We start from the raw sequence: 18,222 nt of genomic DNA on the forward strand, positions 1-18,222 counted from the left end.
TTGGCGGGTCAACTCCCGGGCTTGTGCAGCCCTTGTACCGCGGCGCCGGCGGCGGCGGCGCGGGCTTTGGCGGCAGCGCCCAGGATCGGCTTGGGCCGCGCGGCATATTCGCGCGGGCTCATCCCCATGAATTTGGTGAAGTCGCGCGTGAACTGCGCCTGATCGTAATAATGGTGATCCATCGTATCGATCCACGCCATCGACGGGTCGAGCATGAAGCGCGCCAGTGAGCGCAGGAAACGCTGGCGCCGCAGCAGCAGCTTGGGCGAAAAGCCGAAGGCGCGGTGGCTGAGCCGCTCGACCGAGCGTTCGGATAGCCCCAGCTTGGCCGACAGGTCGGCGACGGTCGACAGGTCATGGTCAACCAGCGCACGGTGCGCCGCGAGGATTGCGGGGTCGTCGGGCGGTGCGTCCCCCAGCAAAGCGCAGAAATGGGCGTCGATCATCGCCGCGGCGGCATCGACGTCATTCACCCCGCGCAAGGTTTCGCCGAGCGAGACGAAGGCAGCAAAGGCGGGGTGCGCCGCGGCGTCGCAAAAGCGGTCGGCCAGATCGTCGGCGGCCAGCGGGATGAATTTCGCCCAGCCCATCGGGACGATCCCGATCCCCCACACGCGCATATTGCCGGCGGCGAAATAGCTTGCGGTGCTGGTCGGGCCGGTGGCCACAAAGCGCGGCGTTGTAACCGCCGGGGCGCCGCCAAGGGACGCCAGCGGCAGCTCACCTTCGATAAAGCGCAGGTTAGCCCATTCGGGATGGAGATAGTCGGCGACGCGACTGCCCGCCGGCACTGACACTTCGGTCAGATAGATGGTGCTGAGATAGGGACGCAGCGCCGGCGACACCGCAAAGAAACGGGTGGCGATTCGGACGTCGGTCGGTTCAGGCTCGGGCGCGCTGGGTTCGGACATCAATCTCCCTCTAACGAGCATTAACGACGAAAAACAATATTTTGACGCTATTCCTTGTCGGGTTTGTACAATTTTCTATGCCCCAACTTCTTCATAGTTGCGCCCACCTCCTTTGGAGAAGCTCTCCAACGGACAATGAATTTGTGAACTTCACCCGGCCGGCAGCTTTCTGCGACCCACGGCTTTTCGGAACGGGCGGGGGGGCGATGGTTCCCAATGGAACCCTTGTCGAAGCGGCGCGGAGCGAAAGCTCCGTGCCGCTTCTTCGTTTCTGACGCGGGCAGCGGAGGCTTTGGGATTGAGAGCCGACGCCGACCACCAGATCACCATATTGGCGGGGTTACAATCGCCGCCGGTGACGTTAGGGAATGGGTTCGGGCGCGCGCCGGACAATTTGGATAGGGGATGGATGATGGACAGCGGCAGCAAGGTGCAGTTTTCGGACCGCGAGGCCCTGCTCTATCACGAACATGGTCGGCCCGGGAAAATCGAGATCGTCGCTTCGAAACCGATGGCGACGCAGCGCGACCTGAGCCTCGCCTATTCGCCCGGAGTTGCCGTCCCGGTGCTGGCGATCGCCGAAGATCCCGCCAAGGCCTATGATTACACGATCAAGGGCAATCTGGTCGCGGTGATTTCGAACGGCACCGCAATCCTGGGTCTTGGCAATCTGGGCGCGCTCGCCTCGAAGCCGGTGATGGAGGGCAAGGCGGTGCTGTTCAAGCGCTTTGCCGACGTCGATTCGATCGATCTCGAGGTCGATACCGAAGATCCCCAGCGCTTCATCGAAGCGGTCGAACTGCTCGCGCCGAGCTTTGGCGGCATCAACCTCGAAGACATAGCGGCGCCCAACTGCTTCATCATCGAGCAGGCGCTGAAGGAAAAGATGAACATCCCGGTGTTCCATGACGATCAGCATGGCACCGCGATCATCACTGCCGCGGGGCTGATCAACGCCTGTTACCTGACCGGGCGCGACCTCGCGACGGTCAAGGTCGTCGTCAACGGCGCCGGCGCCGCCGCCATCGCCTGTACGTCGCTGATCAAATCGATGGGGGTGCGGCACGAAAATGTCATCATGTGCGACCGCAAGGGCACCATCTATCAGGGCCGCCTCGAAGGCATGGATCAGTGGAAATCTGCGCATGCGGTGCCGACCGAAGCGCGCGACCTGACCGAAGCGCTCGTTGGCGCCGACGTGTTCCTGGGCCTGTCGGCGGCAGGCGCGCTCAAGCCCGCGATGGTCAAGGACATGGCCCCCGCGCCGATCATTTTTGCAATGGCAAACCCCGATCCCGAAATTTCGCCCCCCGACGCACGCGCGGCGCGGCCCGACGCGATCATCGCGACCGGGCGGTCGGACTTTCCGAACCAGGTCAACAATGTCCTGTGCTTCCCCTTCATCTTCCGCGGCGCGCTCGACGTCCGCGCGACCGCGATCAACGAAGAGATGAAGATCGCCGCCGCCTACGCGATCGCCGACCTCGCGCGCCAGCAGGTGCCCGAAGAGGTCGCCGCGGCTTATGGCGGGCGCGCGTCGAGCTTTGGCCCCGAATATATCATCCCCTCCCCCTTTGACCCGCGGCTGATGGAAATCGTCCCCGCCGCCGTCGCCAAGGCGGCGATGGAAACGGGGGTCGCGCAGAAACCGATCGCCGATCTCGACGCCTATCGCACCTCGCTCCGCGCGCGGCTCAACCCGACGACGTCGGTGCTGACGCTCGCCTATGAAGCGGCGCGCGCCAATCCGAAGCGGGTGGTGTTTGCCGAGGGTGAGGAAGAGGTTGTGCTGCGCGCCGCGATCCAGTTCCGCGATGGCGGCTATGGCACCCCGGTGCTGGTCGGGCGCGAGGGGCTGCGCGACAAACTGAAGGAGATGGGGGTCGCCGACCCCGAAAGTTATGAGGTCCACAACAGCGTCAATTCGCCGCATGTGCCTCAGATGGTTGAGATTTTGTACGAGCGCCTGCAACGGCGCGGATACCTGCGCCGCGATGTCGAGCGGATGGTCAACCGCGACCGCAACATCTTTGGCTCGCTGTTGCTCAAGCTTGGGCTGGGCGATGCGATGATCACCGGGGTCACGCGCACCTATTCGCAGACAATGCGCGAAGTGCGGCGGGTGATCGACCATGCCGAGGGCAAGACGCCGTTCGGCATCCATGTGCTGGTTGGCCAGCATCAGACGATCTTTATGTCCGACACCACGGTCAACGAGCGGCCGAGCGCTGAAATGCTCGCCGATATTGCCGAACGCACCGCGCAGGTCGCGCGGCGGATGGGGCATGAACCGCGCGTCGCGTTCCTGTCCTATTCGACCTTTGGTAATCCGCCGGGCAGCTGGCTCGACAATATTCGCGATGCGGTGGCAATCCTCGACCAGCGCAAGCCAGGTTTCGAATATGAAGGCGAAATGGCGCCCGACGTCGCGCTGAATGAAAAGGTGATGGCGAAATATCCGTTCTGCCGCCTGTCAGGACCAGCGAACGTGCTGGTCATGCCTGGGCTGCAATCGGCGAACCTGTCGGCAAAGCTGATGCGCGAACTGGGCGGCGGTGCCGTTATCGGCCCGATGCTGGTCGGGATGGAACATCCGGTGCAGGTCGCGACCATGGCGTCGCCGGCTTCGGATCTGGTCACGCTGGCGGTGCTGGCGGCGGGCGGGATCGCGCAGTAGTTTCTTTAATCCTCCCTGTCGCGCAGCGATGGGGAGGGATTGGCGTATATGCTTACTGCCCCGTGGGCGCACCCGCACCCGGCGCACCGACCGCGCCGATATTGCCGAAGATATCTTCAAAGAAGCTGCGCTCGCGGCCCAGCGTCGGGGTCTTGTCGCCTTCGGGGCTGATCCGGCTCACCAGTTCCAGCCCGGTGCGGTCGACTGCCGCGACATTGCCCGCGGTATCGAAGCGGACGCGCAGCACCTGCTGATCGATCGGGCGCGGCTTGGCAAAGGCGAGCTGGCGCGTTTCGCGCGAGACATAATAATATTCATTGTCGCTGAACTGGCCGACGAAGGTCGGGCGACCGAGCGTCTTTTCGACCGATTCGCGGTTGTCGACGCCGGGGGTGATCGCGCTGGTCAGCAGCGGATCGACGACATAGCCCTGCCGACCCTTGAGCTGCGAACAGCCGGTGGCCGCCACCGCGACGAGGACGCCAAGGGCGATCAGGCGCGCGCGAGGGGCGGCAAGCGAAAAGTTGAAATTCGACATCAATAATCTCCGTTGCGCCGGTCCACCGCTTCTGTCGGCGGTCGGCGCTGGCTCACGCGCCTCTTAACCGCAAGCGGACGCGGCGCACAAGCTGCTTGTGGCGCGGCAAAGCTTGCCAGAAGCTGACCGGCCCGGCGCGCTGCCACCCCTTTTCCGCGGCGCCGATTGCGCCTAAGCGGGGCGCATGTTCTCACTTCGCAATCTCTTTCGCTCGCAGCCAGACCCGCGTGAGGCGCGTCGCCCGCTGTGGAATGCCGTGGTGGCGACCGCGCGCGCGCCGCACTGGTATGCGTCGGGCGGTGTCCCTGACACGCTCGATGGTCGCTTCGACATGGTCAGCCTGGTGCTCGCACTTGTCCTTCACCGCATCGACGAAGACCCCGCGCAGGCCCGCGCCGGGGTCGAATTGACCGAATTGTTCGTCACCGACATGGACGGCCAGATGCGCCAGATCGGCTTTGGCGACATGGTCGTCGGCAAACAGATCGGGCGAATGGTCGGTGCGCTCGGCGGACGGCTCGGCGTTTATCGCGCTGCCGACGGGTCGGAGGAACTGCGCGCCGCGCTGGTTCGCAACTTGTGGCGCGGTAACGAGCCTGACGCGGCGGGGCTGGCGCATGTCATGGCCGAGGTTGCGAAACTGCGCGCGGCGCTGGCAGCGACGCCGGTGCCCGAGTTGATTGTCGCGGATCGGCTGGACGGAGCCGCGACGTGAGCGACGCACCCGAATTTTCGCTGATCCTGACGCTGGCCGACGCGGCGCAGGGGCGTTCGGTCGCGGTCGAGGCCGGTGCCGAGGCGCGCACGCGGATCGCGCAGCGGCTGGAGTTGATCGCGGTCGATCGCTTTGCCGTCACCGCCGAGATCCGCACCGTCGCGGGCGGCATCGGTGCCAAAGGCACGGTCGACGCCAGCGTCGTCCAGCCGTGCGCCGCGACCGGGCTGCCGGTCCCGGCGAGGCTGAGCGAGCCGTTCGACCTGCGCTTCCTGCGCGACATCGACGCGCCGGTTGATGCCGAGGAAGAGATTGAGATCAGCAGCGAGGATTGCGACCTGCTGCCGCTCGACGGCGACCGCGTCGATCTGGGCGAAGCGGCGGTGCAGACGTTGTCGCTCGCGCTCGATCCCTTTCCGCGCCACCCCGACGCCCACCGCGTGCTGGCGGAAAAGGGCGTGCTGAGCGAAGAGGCTGCGGGGCCGTTTGCGGCGCTGGCAAAGCTGAGCGGGACGCCCAACCTCTAAAGGCAGCACATTGATCCCAATCCGTTTGTGCTGAACTTGTCGAAGGGCGACCGGATCACATTCTGGCCTCGACGCTTAGCGGCGGCCTTCGGGCTCGGCCTTCAGCTCGTCCTCGACGAGATCGGCGACCGCGGCGTCGAGACCCGGCTCATCATCTGCGGGCGGCGTTTCGGTGGCAGGCTTGGCCGCACCCTCAGCCGCCGCAGCCGCCTTTTCTTCACGCGACGGCGGCAAAGCACCACCCAGCGCATTGGCCAGCCCCAGCAATTGTTCGCCGATCACCTGGTCAACCGCGGGCGCGATGTCGGCGACCTTGAAGCGCATATACCCCCCCACGACATAGTCGAAGCGAAGCGCACTGCCGGTTGGGGTTTCCTTGATCTGGATCGTCAGCGTGCCGTTCAGCGCCTCGCCCTGCAGCGGTCCGAAGGCACCCGACAGGCGGAGTAGCTGGCCGGGTTTCGAAAACAACACCCGAGCATGCTGGACGCTGCCGACCCCCGCGCCGGTGTCAGGCAATTTTTCGCAGAAGCAGCCGCCCGCCTGCGAATCGAGCCAGAAGTTCGCGGCGTCGCCCGACCAGCTGTGATCTTTCGACCACCAGTTCTGCGGCATGCGAAGCATTTTCCACACATCGGCGGGGGTCGCGGTGACCTGCGCGGTGTGCGCGACGGTGAAACCCGCCTCGCTCTGGTCGACGACCTTGGCGGTCGCGGCGGGCGCCAGAGCCAGTCCAGCCGTTGCTGAGATTGCCGCCGCCACTATTGCTTTGAAATTCATCACCCGTCCCCCCCCCTTGCCGCAACCGGACTTCGTCATTGCGAGCAAAGCGAAGCAATCCCGGGCGGCCCTGCACCGCGCTGGATTGCCACGGGGCCGTGACCGAGTCACGGTTTATCCTGAGCGGCTGGCTGGCCAACCAGCCGAAGGGACCCTCGCGCAATGACGATCAAGCGCGGGTGTTAGCCAGCAGGCGTCAGGACCGCTTCGATCGCGTCGTTGACCTGATCGATCGGTGCCATGCCATCGACCCGCGTCACGATGCCGCGCGCGTCGTAGATCGGCAGGATCGGCGCGGTCTTGGCGCGATATTCGGCCATGCGCGTGCGCACCGTTTCCTCATTGTCGTCGGGACGACGCTTGAAGTCGTGGCCGCCGCACTGATCGCAGGTGTCCGCGACTTTGGGTAGTTTGTAGCGATCGTGATAGCCCGCGCCGCAATTGCCACAGGAAAAACGCCCGGTGATGCGATCGACAAGCGCGTCTTCTTCGACCAGAAGTTCGATGACATGGTCGAGCTTGCGGCCACGATCGCTGAGGATCGTGTCGAGCGCGTCGGCTTGCGCCGCGGTGCGCGGGTAGCCGTCGAAGATCACTGAAACATCGTCGCCAAGCTGGTCGAGCCGTTCGCCGATCAGACCCGAGACGATTTCGTCCGACACCAGCTCGCCCGCGTCCATCACTGCCTTGGCCTGAACCCCGATCGGCGTTCCCGCCTTGACCGCAGCGCGCAGCATGTCGCCGGTCGACAGCTGGACCATGCCATGCTCGTCCTCGAGCCGCACCGCCTGCGTTCCCTTGCCCGCCCCCGGCGGACCGAGCAAAATAATATTCAGCGTCATGGAAGCCCCTGTTGCCTCTGCCGTATCGCAGTTGCCGTAGCGGGCGCGTTAGCGCCGCGCAACGCCGCCCTTCAATTTGGCCTTTTTGATTAGATCGCCATATTGATGCGCCAGCATGTGGCTCTGGATCTGGCTGATCGTGTCGATCGTCACGTTGACGATAATCAGCAGACTGGTGCCGCCGAGTGCGAAGGGCAGACCCGACTGGGCGATGAAATATTCGGGGACGAGACAGATCGCCGCGAGATAGGCTGCACCGAGCACGGTGATGCGCGTCAGCACATGGTCGAGATAGGCGGCAGTGTTCTTGCCGGGACGGATGCCCGGAATGAAGCCGTTCTGGCGCTTCAGATTGTCGGCGGTTTCTTCGGGATTGAAGACGACCGCGACGTAGAAGAAGCAGAAGAAGATGATACCCGCGGCATAGAGCGCCATGTAGAGCGGCTGACCGTGCGCCAGATACTGGTTCAGCGTGATCAGGAAATCACCGGTCGCGGTGTCGCTCTGGACATTATTGCCCATCATCTGGGTGACCGTCAGTGGCATCAGCAGCAGCGACGAGGCAAAGATCGGCGGGATGACGCCGGCGGTGTTGACCTTGAGCGGCAGATGGCTGCGGTCTGCCTGCATCCCGCCGCGCTGCGTTGCGCGCTTGGGATATTGAACGAGGACGCGGCGCTGGGCGCGTTCCATGAAGGCGATGAAGGCGATGATCAGGATCGCACCGGCGAACACTGCGACCACGGTGCCGCCGCCCATCGATCCTTCGCGCACCTGGGTGAACATCTGCCCAAAGCTGCGCGGCAGCTGCGCAAGGATCCCCGCCATGATGATCAGCGACACGCCGTTGCCGATCCCGCGCGCGGTGATCTGTTCGCCGAGCCACATCAGGAACAGGGTACCGCCGACGATGCTGATCACGGCGCCGACGCGGAACATCATCCCGGGGTCGACAACGGCGGCAATGCCCTGGCTGGCGCCAAGCGTTTCTAGCCCGACGGCGATGAAATAACCCTGGATCGCGGTCAGGAAGACGGTTCCGTAGCGGGTATATTGGTTGAGTTTCTTGCGCCCGCTTTCGCCTTCTTTCTTGAGGGCGGCAAGGCTGGGCGACAACGCCGCGGCCAGCTGCACAACGATCGAGGCGGTGATGTAGGGCATGACGCCGAGCGCGATGATACTCATGCGCTCCAGGCTGCCGCCCGAGAAAGTGTTGAAAATGTCGAGGACGCCGCCCGAGGCAGCCTGGCTGTACAGCGTCGACAGCGCGACGGGATCGACCCCGGGAAGCGGGACGAACGACAGGAAGCGGAAGACGATCAGCGCGCCGATCGTGAACCAGATGCGGTTCTTGAGTTCGGTCGCCTTGCCGAATTTCGAAAAGTTCAGATTGGAAGCAAGCTGATCGGCGCGAGAGGCCATGGGTATTTTCCTCGGGTTCCGGACCGCGCCCCCCGCGACCCGGCGCCTATGTGCGTTCGGAGGTCACGAAGCGCAAGGGGAAAGGCCCGATTCAAATGCGTCGGGGGCGGCGCGGCCCAATGCCGCCCGCCCCCAAAGACATTAGTTCTTCTTGGCAGCCGCTGCGGCTTTGCGCGTGGCCTTCTTGCCTTCGCCTTCGGGCTTGGCCTCGGGCAGTTCGACCTTGCCACCGGCCTTTTCGACCGCTTCGATCGCGCCCTTCGAAGCACCGGCAACGGCGAAGTTGAGCTTGGCGGTAAATTCACCCTTGGCGAGGAGGCGGACGCCGTCCTTGCCGCCGCGGGCCACACCAGCAGCCTTGAGAGCGGCGTGATCGATCACAGCCTTGGCATCGAGCTTCTTTGCGTCGACCAGCTTCTGGATCATGCCCAGATTGACGATCGCAAAGTCCTTGCCAAAGATGTTGTTGAAGCCGCGCTTCGGGATACGCATGTGAAGCGGCATCTGGCCGCCTTCGAAGCCGTTGATCGCGACGCCGCTGCGGGCCTTCTGACCCTTTTGGCCGCGGCCGGCGGTCTTGCCCTTGCCCGAGCCGATGCCGCGTCCGACGCGCATGCGGCCCTTGCGGGCGCCGTTGTTGTCACGAAGTTCGTTCAGTTTGATCGTCATGGTTGCACTCGCTTTCGCTGTGGTCGCGCTATGGACTGCCGCATTCCGGGGAAAGGCGTTCAGTCCGGTTCAATTTCACTCGATGGTTGAAAGCCGGGATACGCCCCGGCCTTTTCCATCACGATGGCCTGGGCGACATAGCCGCGGCCATCAACACTGGTGATCGACGGGCTGCCGTGGAGCTGCCAACCCCGGTTGAGCATTCCTTCGACGCGGGCGCAGAACGCGCTATCGTCGGGACCGGTCAACAGGCGGTAGAGCTTCACCGCACTTTAGCCCTCGACGACTTCCACCATGTGCGGCAGCTTGCGGATCATGCCACGCACTTCGGGGGTGTCGACCAGTTCGACCTCGCGGTGCATCTTGCCCAGGCCGAGGCCGGTCAGGATGGCGCGCTGGCTGCTCGGCCGACGGATCGGCGAACCGATCTGGCGAATCTTGATCTTCTTGTCAGCCATGATCTTACTCCGTCACCGCCGCGGCCTCGGCTTCGGCTGCACGGTCGGATGCACCGCCGCGCTTGATCAGATCCGACACCTTCTTGCCGCGACGCTGCGCGACCGACTTGGGGCTGGTCTGTTCGCCGAGCGCCTCAAAGGTCGCGCGGATCATGTTATAGGGGTTCGAGGTGCCGTTCGACTTGGTCACGACATCCGCCACGCCCAGCGATTCGAACACGGCGCGCATCGGGCCACCGGCGATGATGCCGGTACCGGCGGGCGCCGAGCGAACCGTGACGAGGCCAGCGCCGAAATGGCCGCGGCCATCATGGTGCAGCGTGCGGCCATCGCGGAGCGGAACGCGGATCATCGACTTCTTGGCGGCAGCGGTCGCCTTGGAAATGGCTTCGGGCACTTCGCGTGCCTTGCCATGACCGAAACCGGCGCGGCCCTTGCCATCGCCAACCACGACGAGCGCAGCGAAACCGAAGCGCTTGCCGCCCTTCACCGTCTTCGACACGCGGTTAATGTGGACGAGCTTTTCGATCAGCTCTTCGCCGCCGTCATCGTCACGCGGACGACGATCGTCGCGGCGACCACGGCCACCGTCACGGCCGCCACGGTTGCCACCCGGCCCGCCAGCGCCGCCGCCACGACCGCGGCGCGGAGGAGCCTGGCCCGTCACATCAGCGTTGGTCGTTTCGGGTGCCAGAACCGCTTCGGGCTGGTTGCCCTGCCCTGTGGTGTTTTCGTCAGCCATATTAGAACTCCAATCCGCCTTCGCGAGCCGCGTCGGCCAGCGCCTTGATGCGCCCGTGGAACAGGAAACCGCCGCGGTCGAACACGACCTGCGTCACACCCGCCTTTTTGGCGGCAGCGGCGAGGCGCTTGCCAACGTCGGCAGCCGCCGCGGTGGTCGCGCCGGTCTTGCCGCGGACATCCTTGTCCAGCGTCGAAGCCGCAGCCAGCGTCTGGCCGGCGGCATCATCGATAAGCTGAGCATAGATATGCCGGCCCGAACGGTGCACCGACAGGCGCGCACGCCCACCGGCCCGCTTGCGGAGGGCGGTACGAACGCGCTGACGGCGTTTTTCGAATTGGGTAAGATGTGCCATGGCTTACTTCTTCTTGCCTTCTTTGCGGAAGATGTACTCGCCGCGATATTTGATGCCCTTGCCCTTATAGGGCTCCGGCTTACGCCAGCGGCGAATTTCCGCTGCAACCTGACCAACCTGCTGCTTGTCGATGCCGCTGATCTCGATCGTGGTGTTATCGGGCGTCTTGATCTCGATGCCTTCCGGCACCGCGAAATCGACATCATGGCTGTAGCCGAGCTGCAGCTTAAGATTTTTGCCCTGCGAATTGGCGCGATAGCCGACACCGGTGATTTCGAGCACCTTGGTGAAGCCCTCGGTCACGCCCGTAATCAGGTTCTGAACCAGCGTGCGCTGCATGCCCCAAAAGGCGCGAGCTTCGCGGGTGGCGTTCGCGGGCTGAACCGAAATGCTGCCGTCGCCAACTTCATATTTGATGTTGTCAGACAGCGGCATCGCGAGCGTGCCCTTCGGACCCTTGACCGACAGCTGGCCACCATCGATCGCGGCGGTGACGCCGCTGGGGATCGCGACTGCTTTTTTACCAATGCGTGACATCAGAACACCTCCGCCAGCACTTCGCCGCCGACATTATGCTCGCGAGCCTCGGCGTCCGACAGGACGCCGCGCGGGGTCGACACGATGGTGATGCCCAGGCCGTTACGCACGATCGGCAGTTCTTTCGAACCCGAATAGATGCGGCGGCCGGGCTTCGAAACGCGCGCCACATGGCGGATCGCCGGCTGCCCTTCGAAATATTTCAGCTCGATGCGGATGCCCTTGTGCTCGCCCTTGGCACCCAGCGCTTCTTCGCTGTAGCCACGGATATAGCCTTCGCGCTGAAGGACGTCGAGAACGCGGACACGCAGCGTCGAGGCCGGCGTCAGGACGCTGTCCTTCTTCGCCGTCTGGCCGTTGCGGATGCGGGTGAGCATATCACCCAAAGGATCGGTCATTGCCATCTTGTCTGTCCCTTACCAGCTCGACTTAACAACACCGGGGATCAGGCCCTTGTTGGCCAGATCGCGGAGCTGAATACGGCACAGCCGGAATTTGCGATAATAAGCGCGCGGGCGCCCCGTCAGCTCGCACCGGTTACGGATGCGGGTCGGGTTACCATTGCGCGGGATTTCCGCCATCTTGAGGCGCGCAATCAGACGCTCGCCTTCGTCGAGCGAGGTATCCGCTGCAATCGCCTTCAGCTTCGCGTAACGACCGGCATATTTCTTCACCAGCTGCTTGCGACGCTCATTTTTGTTCGTCGAACTCAGTTTCGCCATGACTTAAGTTCTCTTTCCTTTTGAGAGAGAGCCAGCCTGATCCTTAAGGATCAAGCGGCTGCCTTTTCTTCGGCTGCGATCGGGAACGGGAAGCCGAACAGCTTGAGCAGTTCGCGGGCTTCGTCATCCGTGCGCGCCGTGGTGGTCACGATCACATCCATGCCGCGCACCTGGTCGATGCGGTCATAGTTGATTTCGGGGAAGATGATCTGCTCTTTCAGGCCCATGGCATAATTGCCACGACCGTCGAAGCTCGTCGCCGACACGCCGCGAAAATCGCGAATGCGCGGCATGGCGATGGTGATCAGGCGGTCGAGGAATTCGTACATGCGTTCGCGGCGCAAGGTGACCTTGCAACCGATCGGCATGCCTTCGCGCAGCTTGAACTGAGCGATCGACTTCTTGGCCTTGGTCACGACAGGCTTCTGGCCCGCGATCAGCTCCATTTCAGCAGCTGCCGCTTCGACCTTCTTCTTGTCCTGCGTGGCTTCACCGACGCCCATATTGAGCACGATCTTTTCGATCTTCGGCACTTCCATTGCGTTCTTGTACCCGAACTTCTCGGTCATCGCCTTGACGATCACATCGTCGTAGCGCTTCCACATGCGGGGGGTGTAATTATCAGCCACTGATGGTCTCCCCGGACTTCACGGCGACACGCACCTTTTTGCCGTCCTTGGTTTCGAAACGCACGCGCGTCGGCTTGCCGCTCTTGGGATCGGCAATCGCGACCTTGCTCGCGTGCAGCGGCGCTTCCTTGCGTTCCAGACCGCCCTGCGGGTTGGTCTGGCTCGGCTTGCGGTGCCGCGTGATGACATTGACGCCCGCGACCACAACCTTGCCGTCTTTTGGCAGGCTCTGCGTCACTTCGCCGGTCTTGCCCTTGTCCTTGCCGGACAGGATGACAACCGTGTCGCCCTTCTTGATCTTGGCCATACCCATGGTCAGAGAACCTCCGGTGCCAGGCTGATGATCTTCATATAACCACGGCCGCGCAGCTCGCGGACGACGGGGCCAAAGATACGGGTGCCGATCGGCTCCTCGTTCTTGTTGACGAGCACCGCAGCGTTGGTGTCGAAACGGATCACCGAGCCATCGGCGCGGCGCACGTCCTTGCGGGTGCGGACGATGACGGCGCGATGCACGTCACCCTTCTTCACCTTGCCGCGCGGCTGAGCTTCCTTGATCGACACGACGATGACGTCGCCGACGCCGGCAACGCGGCGCTTCGACCCGCCCAGCACCTTGATGCACTGGACGCGCTTGGCACCGCTGTTGTCAGCGACTTCCAATTGTGACTGCATCTGAATCATCGATGCATTTCCTTCTATTTTGGCCTACCGGGAAACCCCGGCGGTTCCGTGAACTGGTGTCAGCCTTCGGCCGCGGCGGGAGCAGCCGTTGCCGGCTTGCTGTGGGTGTCGACCTTGTCGAGCACCTTCCACGTCTTGAGCTTCGAAATCGGCTTCGTTTCCTCGATGCGGACGGTTTCGCCGGCCTTGATGGCGTTGTCCTCATCATGGGCGTGGTATTTTTTCGAACGGCGGATGATCTTGCCGTACAGAGGGTGCTTCACCTTCCGTTCGACCTTCACCACAACGGTCTTGTCGCCCTTGTCGGACACCACCGTACCGGTCAGAATGCGCTTCGGCATCGATAGTCTCCTTACTTCGCGGCCGAGCGCGTGCGCTCGGTCTGCTGCGTCTTGATGCGGGCGATCGAACGCCGGACTTCCTTGACGCGCGATGCTTTTTCAAGCTGGCCGGTGGCCGCCTGGAAGCGGAGGTTGAACGCCTCGCGCTTCAGTTCGCCAAGCTGTTCCGACAGCTGATCGTCGGTCTTGGCCTTGAAATCTTCGGTCTTGGACATGGCCCTTAACCCTCCAGGTGCGAGGTGTCGCCGAGACGGGCAATCACCTTGGTCTTGATCGGCAGCTTCATCGCCGCACGTTCGAATGCCAGCGCGGCCACGGGGCCGGGAACGCCGTCGAGTTCGAACAGGATGCGACCCGGCTTGACGCGTGCGGCCCAGAACTCCGGCGAACCCTTGCCCTTACCCATGCGGACTTCGGCCGGCTTCGACGACACGGGGACGTCGGGGAAGATGCGGATCCACAAACGGCCCTGACGCTTGATCGCGCGGCTGATCGCACGACGCGCCGCTTCGATCTGGCGCGCGGTGATCCGCTCGGGTTCCAGTGCCTTCAGCCCGTAGGAGCCGAAGTTCAGGCTGGTCCCACCCTTGGCATTACCATGGATGCGGCCCTTGAAGGCCTTGCGAAACTTGGTTTTCTTCGGTTGCAACATGTCAGTTGTCCTTAGCGGCGATCTTCACGAGCCGGACGGACGCCGGTCGTCTGTGCATCGAGCATCAGACGGTCGGTCGCCATCGGGTCGTGGCCGAGAATCTCGCCCTTGAAGATCCACACCTTGATCCCGCACACGCCATAGGCGGTGTGAGCGGTCGATTCGGCATAGTCGACATTGGCACGCAGCGTGTGCAGCGGCACCCGGCCCTCGCGGTACCATTCGGTACGTGCGATTTCCGCGCCGCCGAGACGGCCGGCGCAGTTGATGCGGATGCCTTCGGCGCCCAGACGCATCGCCGACTGGACCGCGCGCTTCATGGCGCGGCGGAACGCAACGCGGCGTTCGAGCTGGTCAGCAATACCCTGGCCGACGAGCTTGGCGTCAACTTCGGGCTTGCGGATTTCGACGATATTCAGCGACACGTCGCTGCCCGTCAGCTCGCCCAGCTTCTTGCGAAGCTTTTCGATGTCTGCGCCCTTCTTGCCGATGATGACGCCCGGACGGGCGGCATAGATCGACACGCGGCACAGCTTGGCCGGGCGTTCGATCACGACCTTCGAGATCGCTGCCTGCGGCAGGGTCTTGAACACAAACTGGCGGATCTTCAGATCCTCGACCAGCATGCGGCCGTAATCCTGACCTTCGGCGAACCAGCGGCTGTCCCAGGTGCGGTTGACCTGCAGGCGCAGGCCGATCGGATTGCTCTTCTGGCCCATATTACGCCTCTTCTTCCTGTTCGCGCACTACGATGCGGATGCGGCTGAACGGCTTGACGATCCGGGTCGACTTGCCGCGGCCGCGTGCGTGCCAGCGCTTCATCGAGATCGACTTGCCGACGCTTGCTTCCTGGATAACCAGCGCATCAACGTCGAGGTTGTGGTTGTTTTCCGCGTTGGCAACGGCGCTGGCGAGAACCTTGCGCACGTCGACAGCCATCGCCTTCTTCGAGAAGGTGAGGATGTTCATCGCGTCTTCGACCTTGCGGCCGCGGATCAGCGCGGCGACGAGGTTCAGCTTCTGCGCCGAACCGCGAATCTGCGTGCCGACCGAGAGAGCCTCATTATCCGCAACGCGGCGGGGGGACTTTTCCTTGCCCATTAGCGTTTGCCCTTCTTGTCGGCAGCGTGACCGGGGAAGAAGCGCGTCGGCGCAAATTCACCCAGCTTCATGCCGACCATGTCTTCGTTGACCGATACCGGCACGAACTTGCGGCCGTTATAGACGTTGAAGGTCAGCCCCACGAACTGCGGCAGGATGGTGGACCGGCGCGACCAGGTTTTGATAGGCGCATTGCTGCTGCCTTCCTGGGCCGTTTCGGCTTTCTTGAGCAGATGGAGGTCCACGAAAGGACCCTTCCAGACCGAGCGAGCCATGGCTTACCTCTTCTTTTTCGCGTGACGCGACCGGATGATCATCTTGTCGGTCGATTTGTTGTGGCGCGTGCGCGCACCCTTGGTCGGCTTGCCCCACGGGGTAACCGGATGACGGCCGCCCGAGGTACGGCCTTCGCCGCCGCCATGCGGGTGATCGACCGGGTTCTTCGCAACACCGCGGGTCAGCGGGCGCTTGCCGAGCCAGCGGCTGCGACCGGCTTTGCCGAGGTTGGTGTTCTGGTTGTCGGGGTTCGACACCGCGCCCACCGTACCCATGCAATCGCCGCGAATGTACCGCTGTTCGCCCGAACCGAGACGCACGATGACAAGACCGCGGTCACGACCAACGACCTGCGCATAGGTGCCAGCCGAACGGGCGATCTGGCCGCCCTTGCCCGGCTTCATTTCGATGTTGTGGACGATCGTGCCAACCGGCATCTGCGACAGTTCCATCGCATTGCCCGGCTTCACGTCGGTCTTTTTGCCTGCGATCACCTTGTCGCCGACTGCCAGGCGCTGCGGCGCCAGGATGTAAGCGACGCGGTCCTTGCCGGCATCGTCCTTGCCATAGTTGACGAGGGCGATGAACGCGGTGCGGTTGGGGTCATATTCCAGACGCTCAACCGTACCCTCGACGTCCCACAGGCGGCGCTTGAAATCGACGATGCGATAACGCTGCTTGTGGCCGCCGGCGATGCCGCGCGAGGTGACATGACCCTTGTTGTTGCGGCCACCGGTCTTGTTCTTGCCTTCGGTCAGCGCCTTGACAGGCTTGCCCTTCCACAGCGTCGATTTGTCGACGAGGATCAGGCCGCGCTGCGCGGGGCTGGTCGGATTATAGGATTTAAGTGCCATTTTCTTTGCCTCTTCCTACAATCAGACGCCGGTGGTGACGTCGATCGACTGGCCTTCGGCCAGGCGAACGATCGCCTTCTTCACGTCGCTGCGGGTGTAGGGCTTGCCCTTCCAGCGCTTGGTCTTGCCCTTGGTGATGAGCGTGTTCACGCCGATCACCTTGACATCGAACAGCGCCTCGACGGCGGCCTTGATGGCGGGCTTGGTCGCATCGCCTGCGACCTTGAACACCACCGCGTTAAATTCGCTGAGCATCGTCGATTTTTCGGTGATCACTGGAGCCAGGATCACGTCATAATGACGAGCGTCGACCGTTTTTGCCTTAGCCATTGAAGCGTGCCTCCAGCTTTTCGAGGCCGGCGCGGGTCAGGACCAGCGTATCGGCGCGCAAGATGTCATAGACGTTGGCGCCCATCGCCGGCATCGAGTTGATGCCGATCAGGTTGGCCGACGCCATGGCGAAGCTTTCGTGAACCGCATCGCCATCGATGAACAGTGCGCGATTGCCGAGTTCGAGCTTGCCGAGCTGGCCGGCGAGCGCCTTGGTCTTGGCATCCTTGAGCTCGAGCGTGTCGAGAACGAGGATCTTGCCGCCCTTCGCCTTGTCGCTCAGCGCCATTTTCAAGCCGAGGGTGCGGATCTTCTTGTTCAGCGAGTGGCCGAAGGTGCGCGCGCGAGGACCGTGCGCCTTGCCGCCGCCGATGAAGATCGGAGCTGCGCGGTCGCCGTGACGAGCGGTACCGCCGCCCTTCTGGTTGCCGAACTTCTTGCCGGTGCGCGACACATCGCTGCGTTCGCGGGCGGCGCGAGCCGGACCGCGGCGCTTTTCGAGCTGCCAGCTGACAACGCGGTGAAGGATGTCGGCCCGCGGGTCGACGCCGAACACATCGTCATTGAGATCGATGTCTGCGCCGGCCTTGCCGTCAATGGTGTGAACCTTGACCTTCATGATCAGGACTCCTGTGCGCCGTCGGTGGTGGCAGTGTCGACCACGGTGTCTTCAACCGGGGTTTCCACAGGCGCATCAGCCGGGGCTTCGTGATTGGCGTTCGCAGCGCTCTTGATGCCCGCCGGATAGGGAGCTTCGGGATGACGCGGCAGCTTGACGGCGTCGCGAACCATCAGCCAGCCACCCTTCGAGCCAGGGACCGAGCCCTTGACGAAGAGAAGGCCGCGCTCGACGTCGGTGCGGACGATTTCGAGATTCTGCTGGGTGCGATTGCGCGCGCCCATGTGGCCGGCCATCTTCTTGTTCTTGAAGACGCGGCCCGGATCCTGGCGGTTACCGGTCGAACCATGCGCACGGTGGCTGATCGAAACGCCGTGGGTCGCACGCATACCGCCGAAACCCCAGCGCTTCATCGCACCGGCAAAGCCCTTACCCTGGGTCACGCCCTGGATATCTACGATCTGGCCGGCGACGAAATGGTCGGCCGACAGTTCGGCACCGACATCGAGCGTCGCGTCGTCAGCGACGCGGAATTCGACGACCTTTGCCTTGGGCTCGACTTCGGCCTTGCCGAAAGCGCCGCGCTGCGGCTTGGCGACGTTCTTCGCCTTGGCCGATCCGGCACCGAGTTGGACGGCGACATAGCCGTCGCGTTCTTGTTCGCGCACAGAGATAACCTGACAGCCTTCGAGGCTCAGGACGGTGACGGGCACGTGGCGGCCGTCGTCCTGAAACAGGCGGGTCATCCCCATTTTCTTCGCGATCACGCCAGTCCGCATGATCATACTCCTCAACAGAGGCCGGGCGGACCATTCCGCACGGCGTGTGGGCCTCCGTCGGG

At 63.5% G+C, this 18,222-nt stretch carries 29 protein-coding genes; 3 read left to right on the forward strand and 26 right to left on the reverse strand.

The genetic code is table 11. The features are described from left to right. Positions 1 to 8: 8 nt before the first annotated feature. Complete coding sequence (locus CDQ92_RS02600; RefSeq protein ID WP_088439798.1) at positions 9 to 911, reverse strand: helix-turn-helix domain-containing protein; 903 nt, start codon at positions 909 to 911, stop codon at positions 9 to 11. A 412-nt stretch (positions 912 to 1,323) separates the two neighbouring features. Here CDQ92_RS02600 and CDQ92_RS02605 point away from each other — a divergent pair, with 412 nt between their 5' ends. Beyond that, positions 1,324 to 3,588, forward strand: a complete 2,265-nt coding sequence (locus tag CDQ92_RS02605) for an NADP-dependent malic enzyme (protein WP_088439800.1) — start codon at positions 1,324 to 1,326, stop codon at positions 3,586 to 3,588. Between the two features lie 52 nt (positions 3,589 to 3,640). Here the strand turns inward: CDQ92_RS02605 and CDQ92_RS02610 are convergent, their stop codons facing one another. Continuing rightward, complete coding sequence (locus tag CDQ92_RS02610) at positions 3,641 to 4,126, reverse strand: outer membrane protein assembly factor BamE (RefSeq protein ID WP_088439802.1); 486 nt, start codon at positions 4,124 to 4,126, stop codon at positions 3,641 to 3,643. Between the two features lie 184 nt (positions 4,127 to 4,310). Between CDQ92_RS02610 and CDQ92_RS02615 the strand changes: the two genes are divergently transcribed. Together CDQ92_RS02615 and CDQ92_RS02620 are read left to right on the forward strand one after the other, a co-directional pair. Further along, the gene (locus CDQ92_RS02615) at positions 4,311 to 4,841 is read left to right on the forward strand and encodes a ubiquinol-cytochrome C chaperone family protein (protein ID WP_088439804.1); all 531 of its coding nucleotides are present in this window, start codon (positions 4,311 to 4,313) and stop codon (positions 4,839 to 4,841) included. Continuing rightward, on the forward strand, positions 4,838 to 5,368 hold the full coding sequence (locus CDQ92_RS02620) for a YceD family protein (RefSeq protein WP_088439806.1): 531 nt from the start codon (positions 4,838 to 4,840) through the stop codon (positions 5,366 to 5,368). The genes CDQ92_RS02615 and CDQ92_RS02620 overlap by 4 nt, the downstream gene beginning before the upstream one ends. A 75-nt stretch (positions 5,369 to 5,443) precedes the next feature. Here the strand turns inward: CDQ92_RS02620 and CDQ92_RS02625 are convergent, their stop codons facing one another. From CDQ92_RS02625 to rplC, 24 genes are all read right to left on the reverse strand, one after another. Continuing rightward, complete coding sequence (locus CDQ92_RS02625; protein ID WP_088439808.1) at positions 5,444 to 6,148, reverse strand: RlpA-like double-psi beta-barrel domain-containing protein; 705 nt, start codon at positions 6,146 to 6,148, stop codon at positions 5,444 to 5,446. A 182-nt stretch (positions 6,149 to 6,330) separates the two neighbouring features. Then, positions 6,331 to 6,990 (reverse strand): adenylate kinase, encoded by a 660-nt coding sequence (locus CDQ92_RS02630; protein ID WP_188682297.1) that lies wholly within the window; start codon positions 6,988 to 6,990, stop codon positions 6,331 to 6,333. Between the two features lie 48 nt (positions 6,991 to 7,038). Then, on the reverse strand, positions 7,039 to 8,412 hold the full coding sequence (gene secY, locus CDQ92_RS02635; protein WP_088439810.1) for a preprotein translocase subunit SecY: 1,374 nt from the start codon (positions 8,410 to 8,412) through the stop codon (positions 7,039 to 7,041). A gap of 141 nt (positions 8,413 to 8,553) precedes the next feature. Further along, positions 8,554 to 9,081 carry a 50S ribosomal protein L15 gene (gene rplO, locus CDQ92_RS02640; RefSeq protein WP_088439812.1) on the reverse strand — a complete coding sequence of 176 codons (528 nt, stop codon included), beginning with the start codon at positions 9,079 to 9,081 and terminating at the stop codon, positions 8,554 to 8,556. 59 nt (positions 9,082 to 9,140) lie between these two features. After that, entirely contained in the window at positions 9,141 to 9,347 is a 207-nt protein-coding gene (locus CDQ92_RS02645; RefSeq protein ID WP_088439814.1) for a DUF1737 domain-containing protein, read from the reverse strand. Positions 9,348 to 9,353: 6 nt separating this feature from the next. After that, positions 9,354 to 9,539, reverse strand: coding sequence for a 50S ribosomal protein L30 (rpmD, locus tag CDQ92_RS02650; protein WP_088439816.1), 186 nt, complete (start codon positions 9,537 to 9,539; stop codon positions 9,354 to 9,356). 4 nt (positions 9,540 to 9,543) lie between these two features. Next, positions 9,544 to 10,281, reverse strand: coding sequence for a 30S ribosomal protein S5 (gene rpsE / locus CDQ92_RS02655; RefSeq protein ID WP_088439818.1), 738 nt, complete (start codon positions 10,279 to 10,281; stop codon positions 9,544 to 9,546). A gap of 1 nt (position 10,282) precedes the next feature. After that, positions 10,283 to 10,636 carry a 50S ribosomal protein L18 gene (rplR, locus tag CDQ92_RS02660; RefSeq protein ID WP_088439820.1) on the reverse strand — a complete coding sequence of 118 codons (354 nt, stop codon included), beginning with the start codon at positions 10,634 to 10,636 and terminating at the stop codon, positions 10,283 to 10,285. A gap of 3 nt (positions 10,637 to 10,639) precedes the next feature. Next, positions 10,640 to 11,173 (reverse strand): 50S ribosomal protein L6, encoded by a 534-nt coding sequence (rplF, locus tag CDQ92_RS02665; protein ID WP_088439822.1) that lies wholly within the window; start codon positions 11,171 to 11,173, stop codon positions 10,640 to 10,642. After that, positions 11,173 to 11,577, reverse strand: coding sequence for a 30S ribosomal protein S8 (gene rpsH, locus CDQ92_RS02670; RefSeq protein WP_088439824.1), 405 nt, complete (start codon positions 11,575 to 11,577; stop codon positions 11,173 to 11,175). The genes rplF and rpsH overlap by 1 nt, the downstream gene beginning before the upstream one ends. A 12-nt stretch (positions 11,578 to 11,589) precedes the next feature. Next, complete coding sequence (gene rpsN / locus CDQ92_RS02675; protein ID WP_088439825.1) at positions 11,590 to 11,895, reverse strand: 30S ribosomal protein S14; 306 nt, start codon at positions 11,893 to 11,895, stop codon at positions 11,590 to 11,592. Positions 11,896 to 11,945: 50 nt separating this feature from the next. Next, positions 11,946 to 12,524 carry a 50S ribosomal protein L5 gene (rplE, locus tag CDQ92_RS02680; RefSeq protein ID WP_088439826.1) on the reverse strand — a complete coding sequence of 193 codons (579 nt, stop codon included), beginning with the start codon at positions 12,522 to 12,524 and terminating at the stop codon, positions 11,946 to 11,948. Beyond that, on the reverse strand, positions 12,517 to 12,837 hold the full coding sequence (gene rplX, locus CDQ92_RS02685; protein ID WP_088439827.1) for a 50S ribosomal protein L24: 321 nt from the start codon (positions 12,835 to 12,837) through the stop codon (positions 12,517 to 12,519). The genes rplE and rplX overlap by 8 nt, the downstream gene beginning before the upstream one ends. Positions 12,838 to 12,839: 2 nt before the next feature. Beyond that, positions 12,840 to 13,208, reverse strand: a complete 369-nt coding sequence (rplN, locus tag CDQ92_RS02690) for a 50S ribosomal protein L14 (RefSeq protein ID WP_088439828.1) — start codon at positions 13,206 to 13,208, stop codon at positions 12,840 to 12,842. A 59-nt stretch (positions 13,209 to 13,267) separates the two neighbouring features. Next, on the reverse strand, positions 13,268 to 13,549 hold the full coding sequence (gene rpsQ / locus CDQ92_RS02695) for a 30S ribosomal protein S17 (RefSeq protein ID WP_088439830.1): 282 nt from the start codon (positions 13,547 to 13,549) through the stop codon (positions 13,268 to 13,270). A gap of 11 nt (positions 13,550 to 13,560) precedes the next feature. Then, on the reverse strand, positions 13,561 to 13,764 hold the full coding sequence (gene rpmC / locus CDQ92_RS02700; RefSeq protein ID WP_088439832.1) for a 50S ribosomal protein L29: 204 nt from the start codon (positions 13,762 to 13,764) through the stop codon (positions 13,561 to 13,563). A 5-nt stretch (positions 13,765 to 13,769) separates the two neighbouring features. Continuing rightward, on the reverse strand, positions 13,770 to 14,201 hold the full coding sequence (gene rplP, locus CDQ92_RS02705; protein ID WP_088439834.1) for a 50S ribosomal protein L16: 432 nt from the start codon (positions 14,199 to 14,201) through the stop codon (positions 13,770 to 13,772). An 11-nt stretch (positions 14,202 to 14,212) separates the two neighbouring features. Beyond that, on the reverse strand, positions 14,213 to 14,920 hold the full coding sequence (rpsC, locus tag CDQ92_RS02710) for a 30S ribosomal protein S3 (RefSeq protein ID WP_088439836.1): 708 nt from the start codon (positions 14,918 to 14,920) through the stop codon (positions 14,213 to 14,215). A gap of 1 nt (position 14,921) precedes the next feature. Further along, positions 14,922 to 15,302 (reverse strand): 50S ribosomal protein L22, encoded by a 381-nt coding sequence (rplV, locus tag CDQ92_RS02715; RefSeq protein WP_088439838.1) that lies wholly within the window; start codon positions 15,300 to 15,302, stop codon positions 14,922 to 14,924. Then, positions 15,302 to 15,577 (reverse strand): 30S ribosomal protein S19, encoded by a 276-nt coding sequence (gene rpsS / locus CDQ92_RS02720; RefSeq protein ID WP_039578279.1) that lies wholly within the window; start codon positions 15,575 to 15,577, stop codon positions 15,302 to 15,304. Before rpsS ends, rplV begins: the two co-directional genes overlap by 1 nt. Positions 15,578 to 15,580: 3 nt before the next feature. Further along, positions 15,581 to 16,432, reverse strand: a complete 852-nt coding sequence (gene rplB / locus CDQ92_RS02725; RefSeq protein ID WP_088439840.1) for a 50S ribosomal protein L2 — start codon at positions 16,430 to 16,432, stop codon at positions 15,581 to 15,583. Between the two features lie 21 nt (positions 16,433 to 16,453). Then, positions 16,454 to 16,762 (reverse strand): 50S ribosomal protein L23, encoded by a 309-nt coding sequence (locus CDQ92_RS02730; protein ID WP_088439842.1) that lies wholly within the window; start codon positions 16,760 to 16,762, stop codon positions 16,454 to 16,456. Beyond that, a complete protein-coding gene (gene rplD / locus CDQ92_RS02735; protein ID WP_088439844.1) occupies positions 16,755 to 17,381 on the reverse strand; it encodes a 50S ribosomal protein L4 in 627 nt (208 codons plus the stop codon). The genes CDQ92_RS02730 and rplD overlap by 8 nt, the downstream gene beginning before the upstream one ends. A gap of 2 nt (positions 17,382 to 17,383) precedes the next feature. Continuing rightward, positions 17,384 to 18,160: a 50S ribosomal protein L3 gene (gene rplC / locus CDQ92_RS02740; RefSeq protein WP_088440537.1), complete on the reverse strand. Its 777-nt coding sequence runs from the start codon at positions 18,158 to 18,160 to the stop codon at positions 17,384 to 17,386. Positions 18,161 to 18,222 lie beyond the last annotated feature (62 nt).

Source organism: Sphingopyxis bauzanensis (assembly GCF_002205675.1).
In the GTDB taxonomy this organism is placed as follows: Bacteria; Pseudomonadota; Alphaproteobacteria; order Sphingomonadales; family Sphingomonadaceae; genus Sphingopyxis; species Sphingopyxis bauzanensis.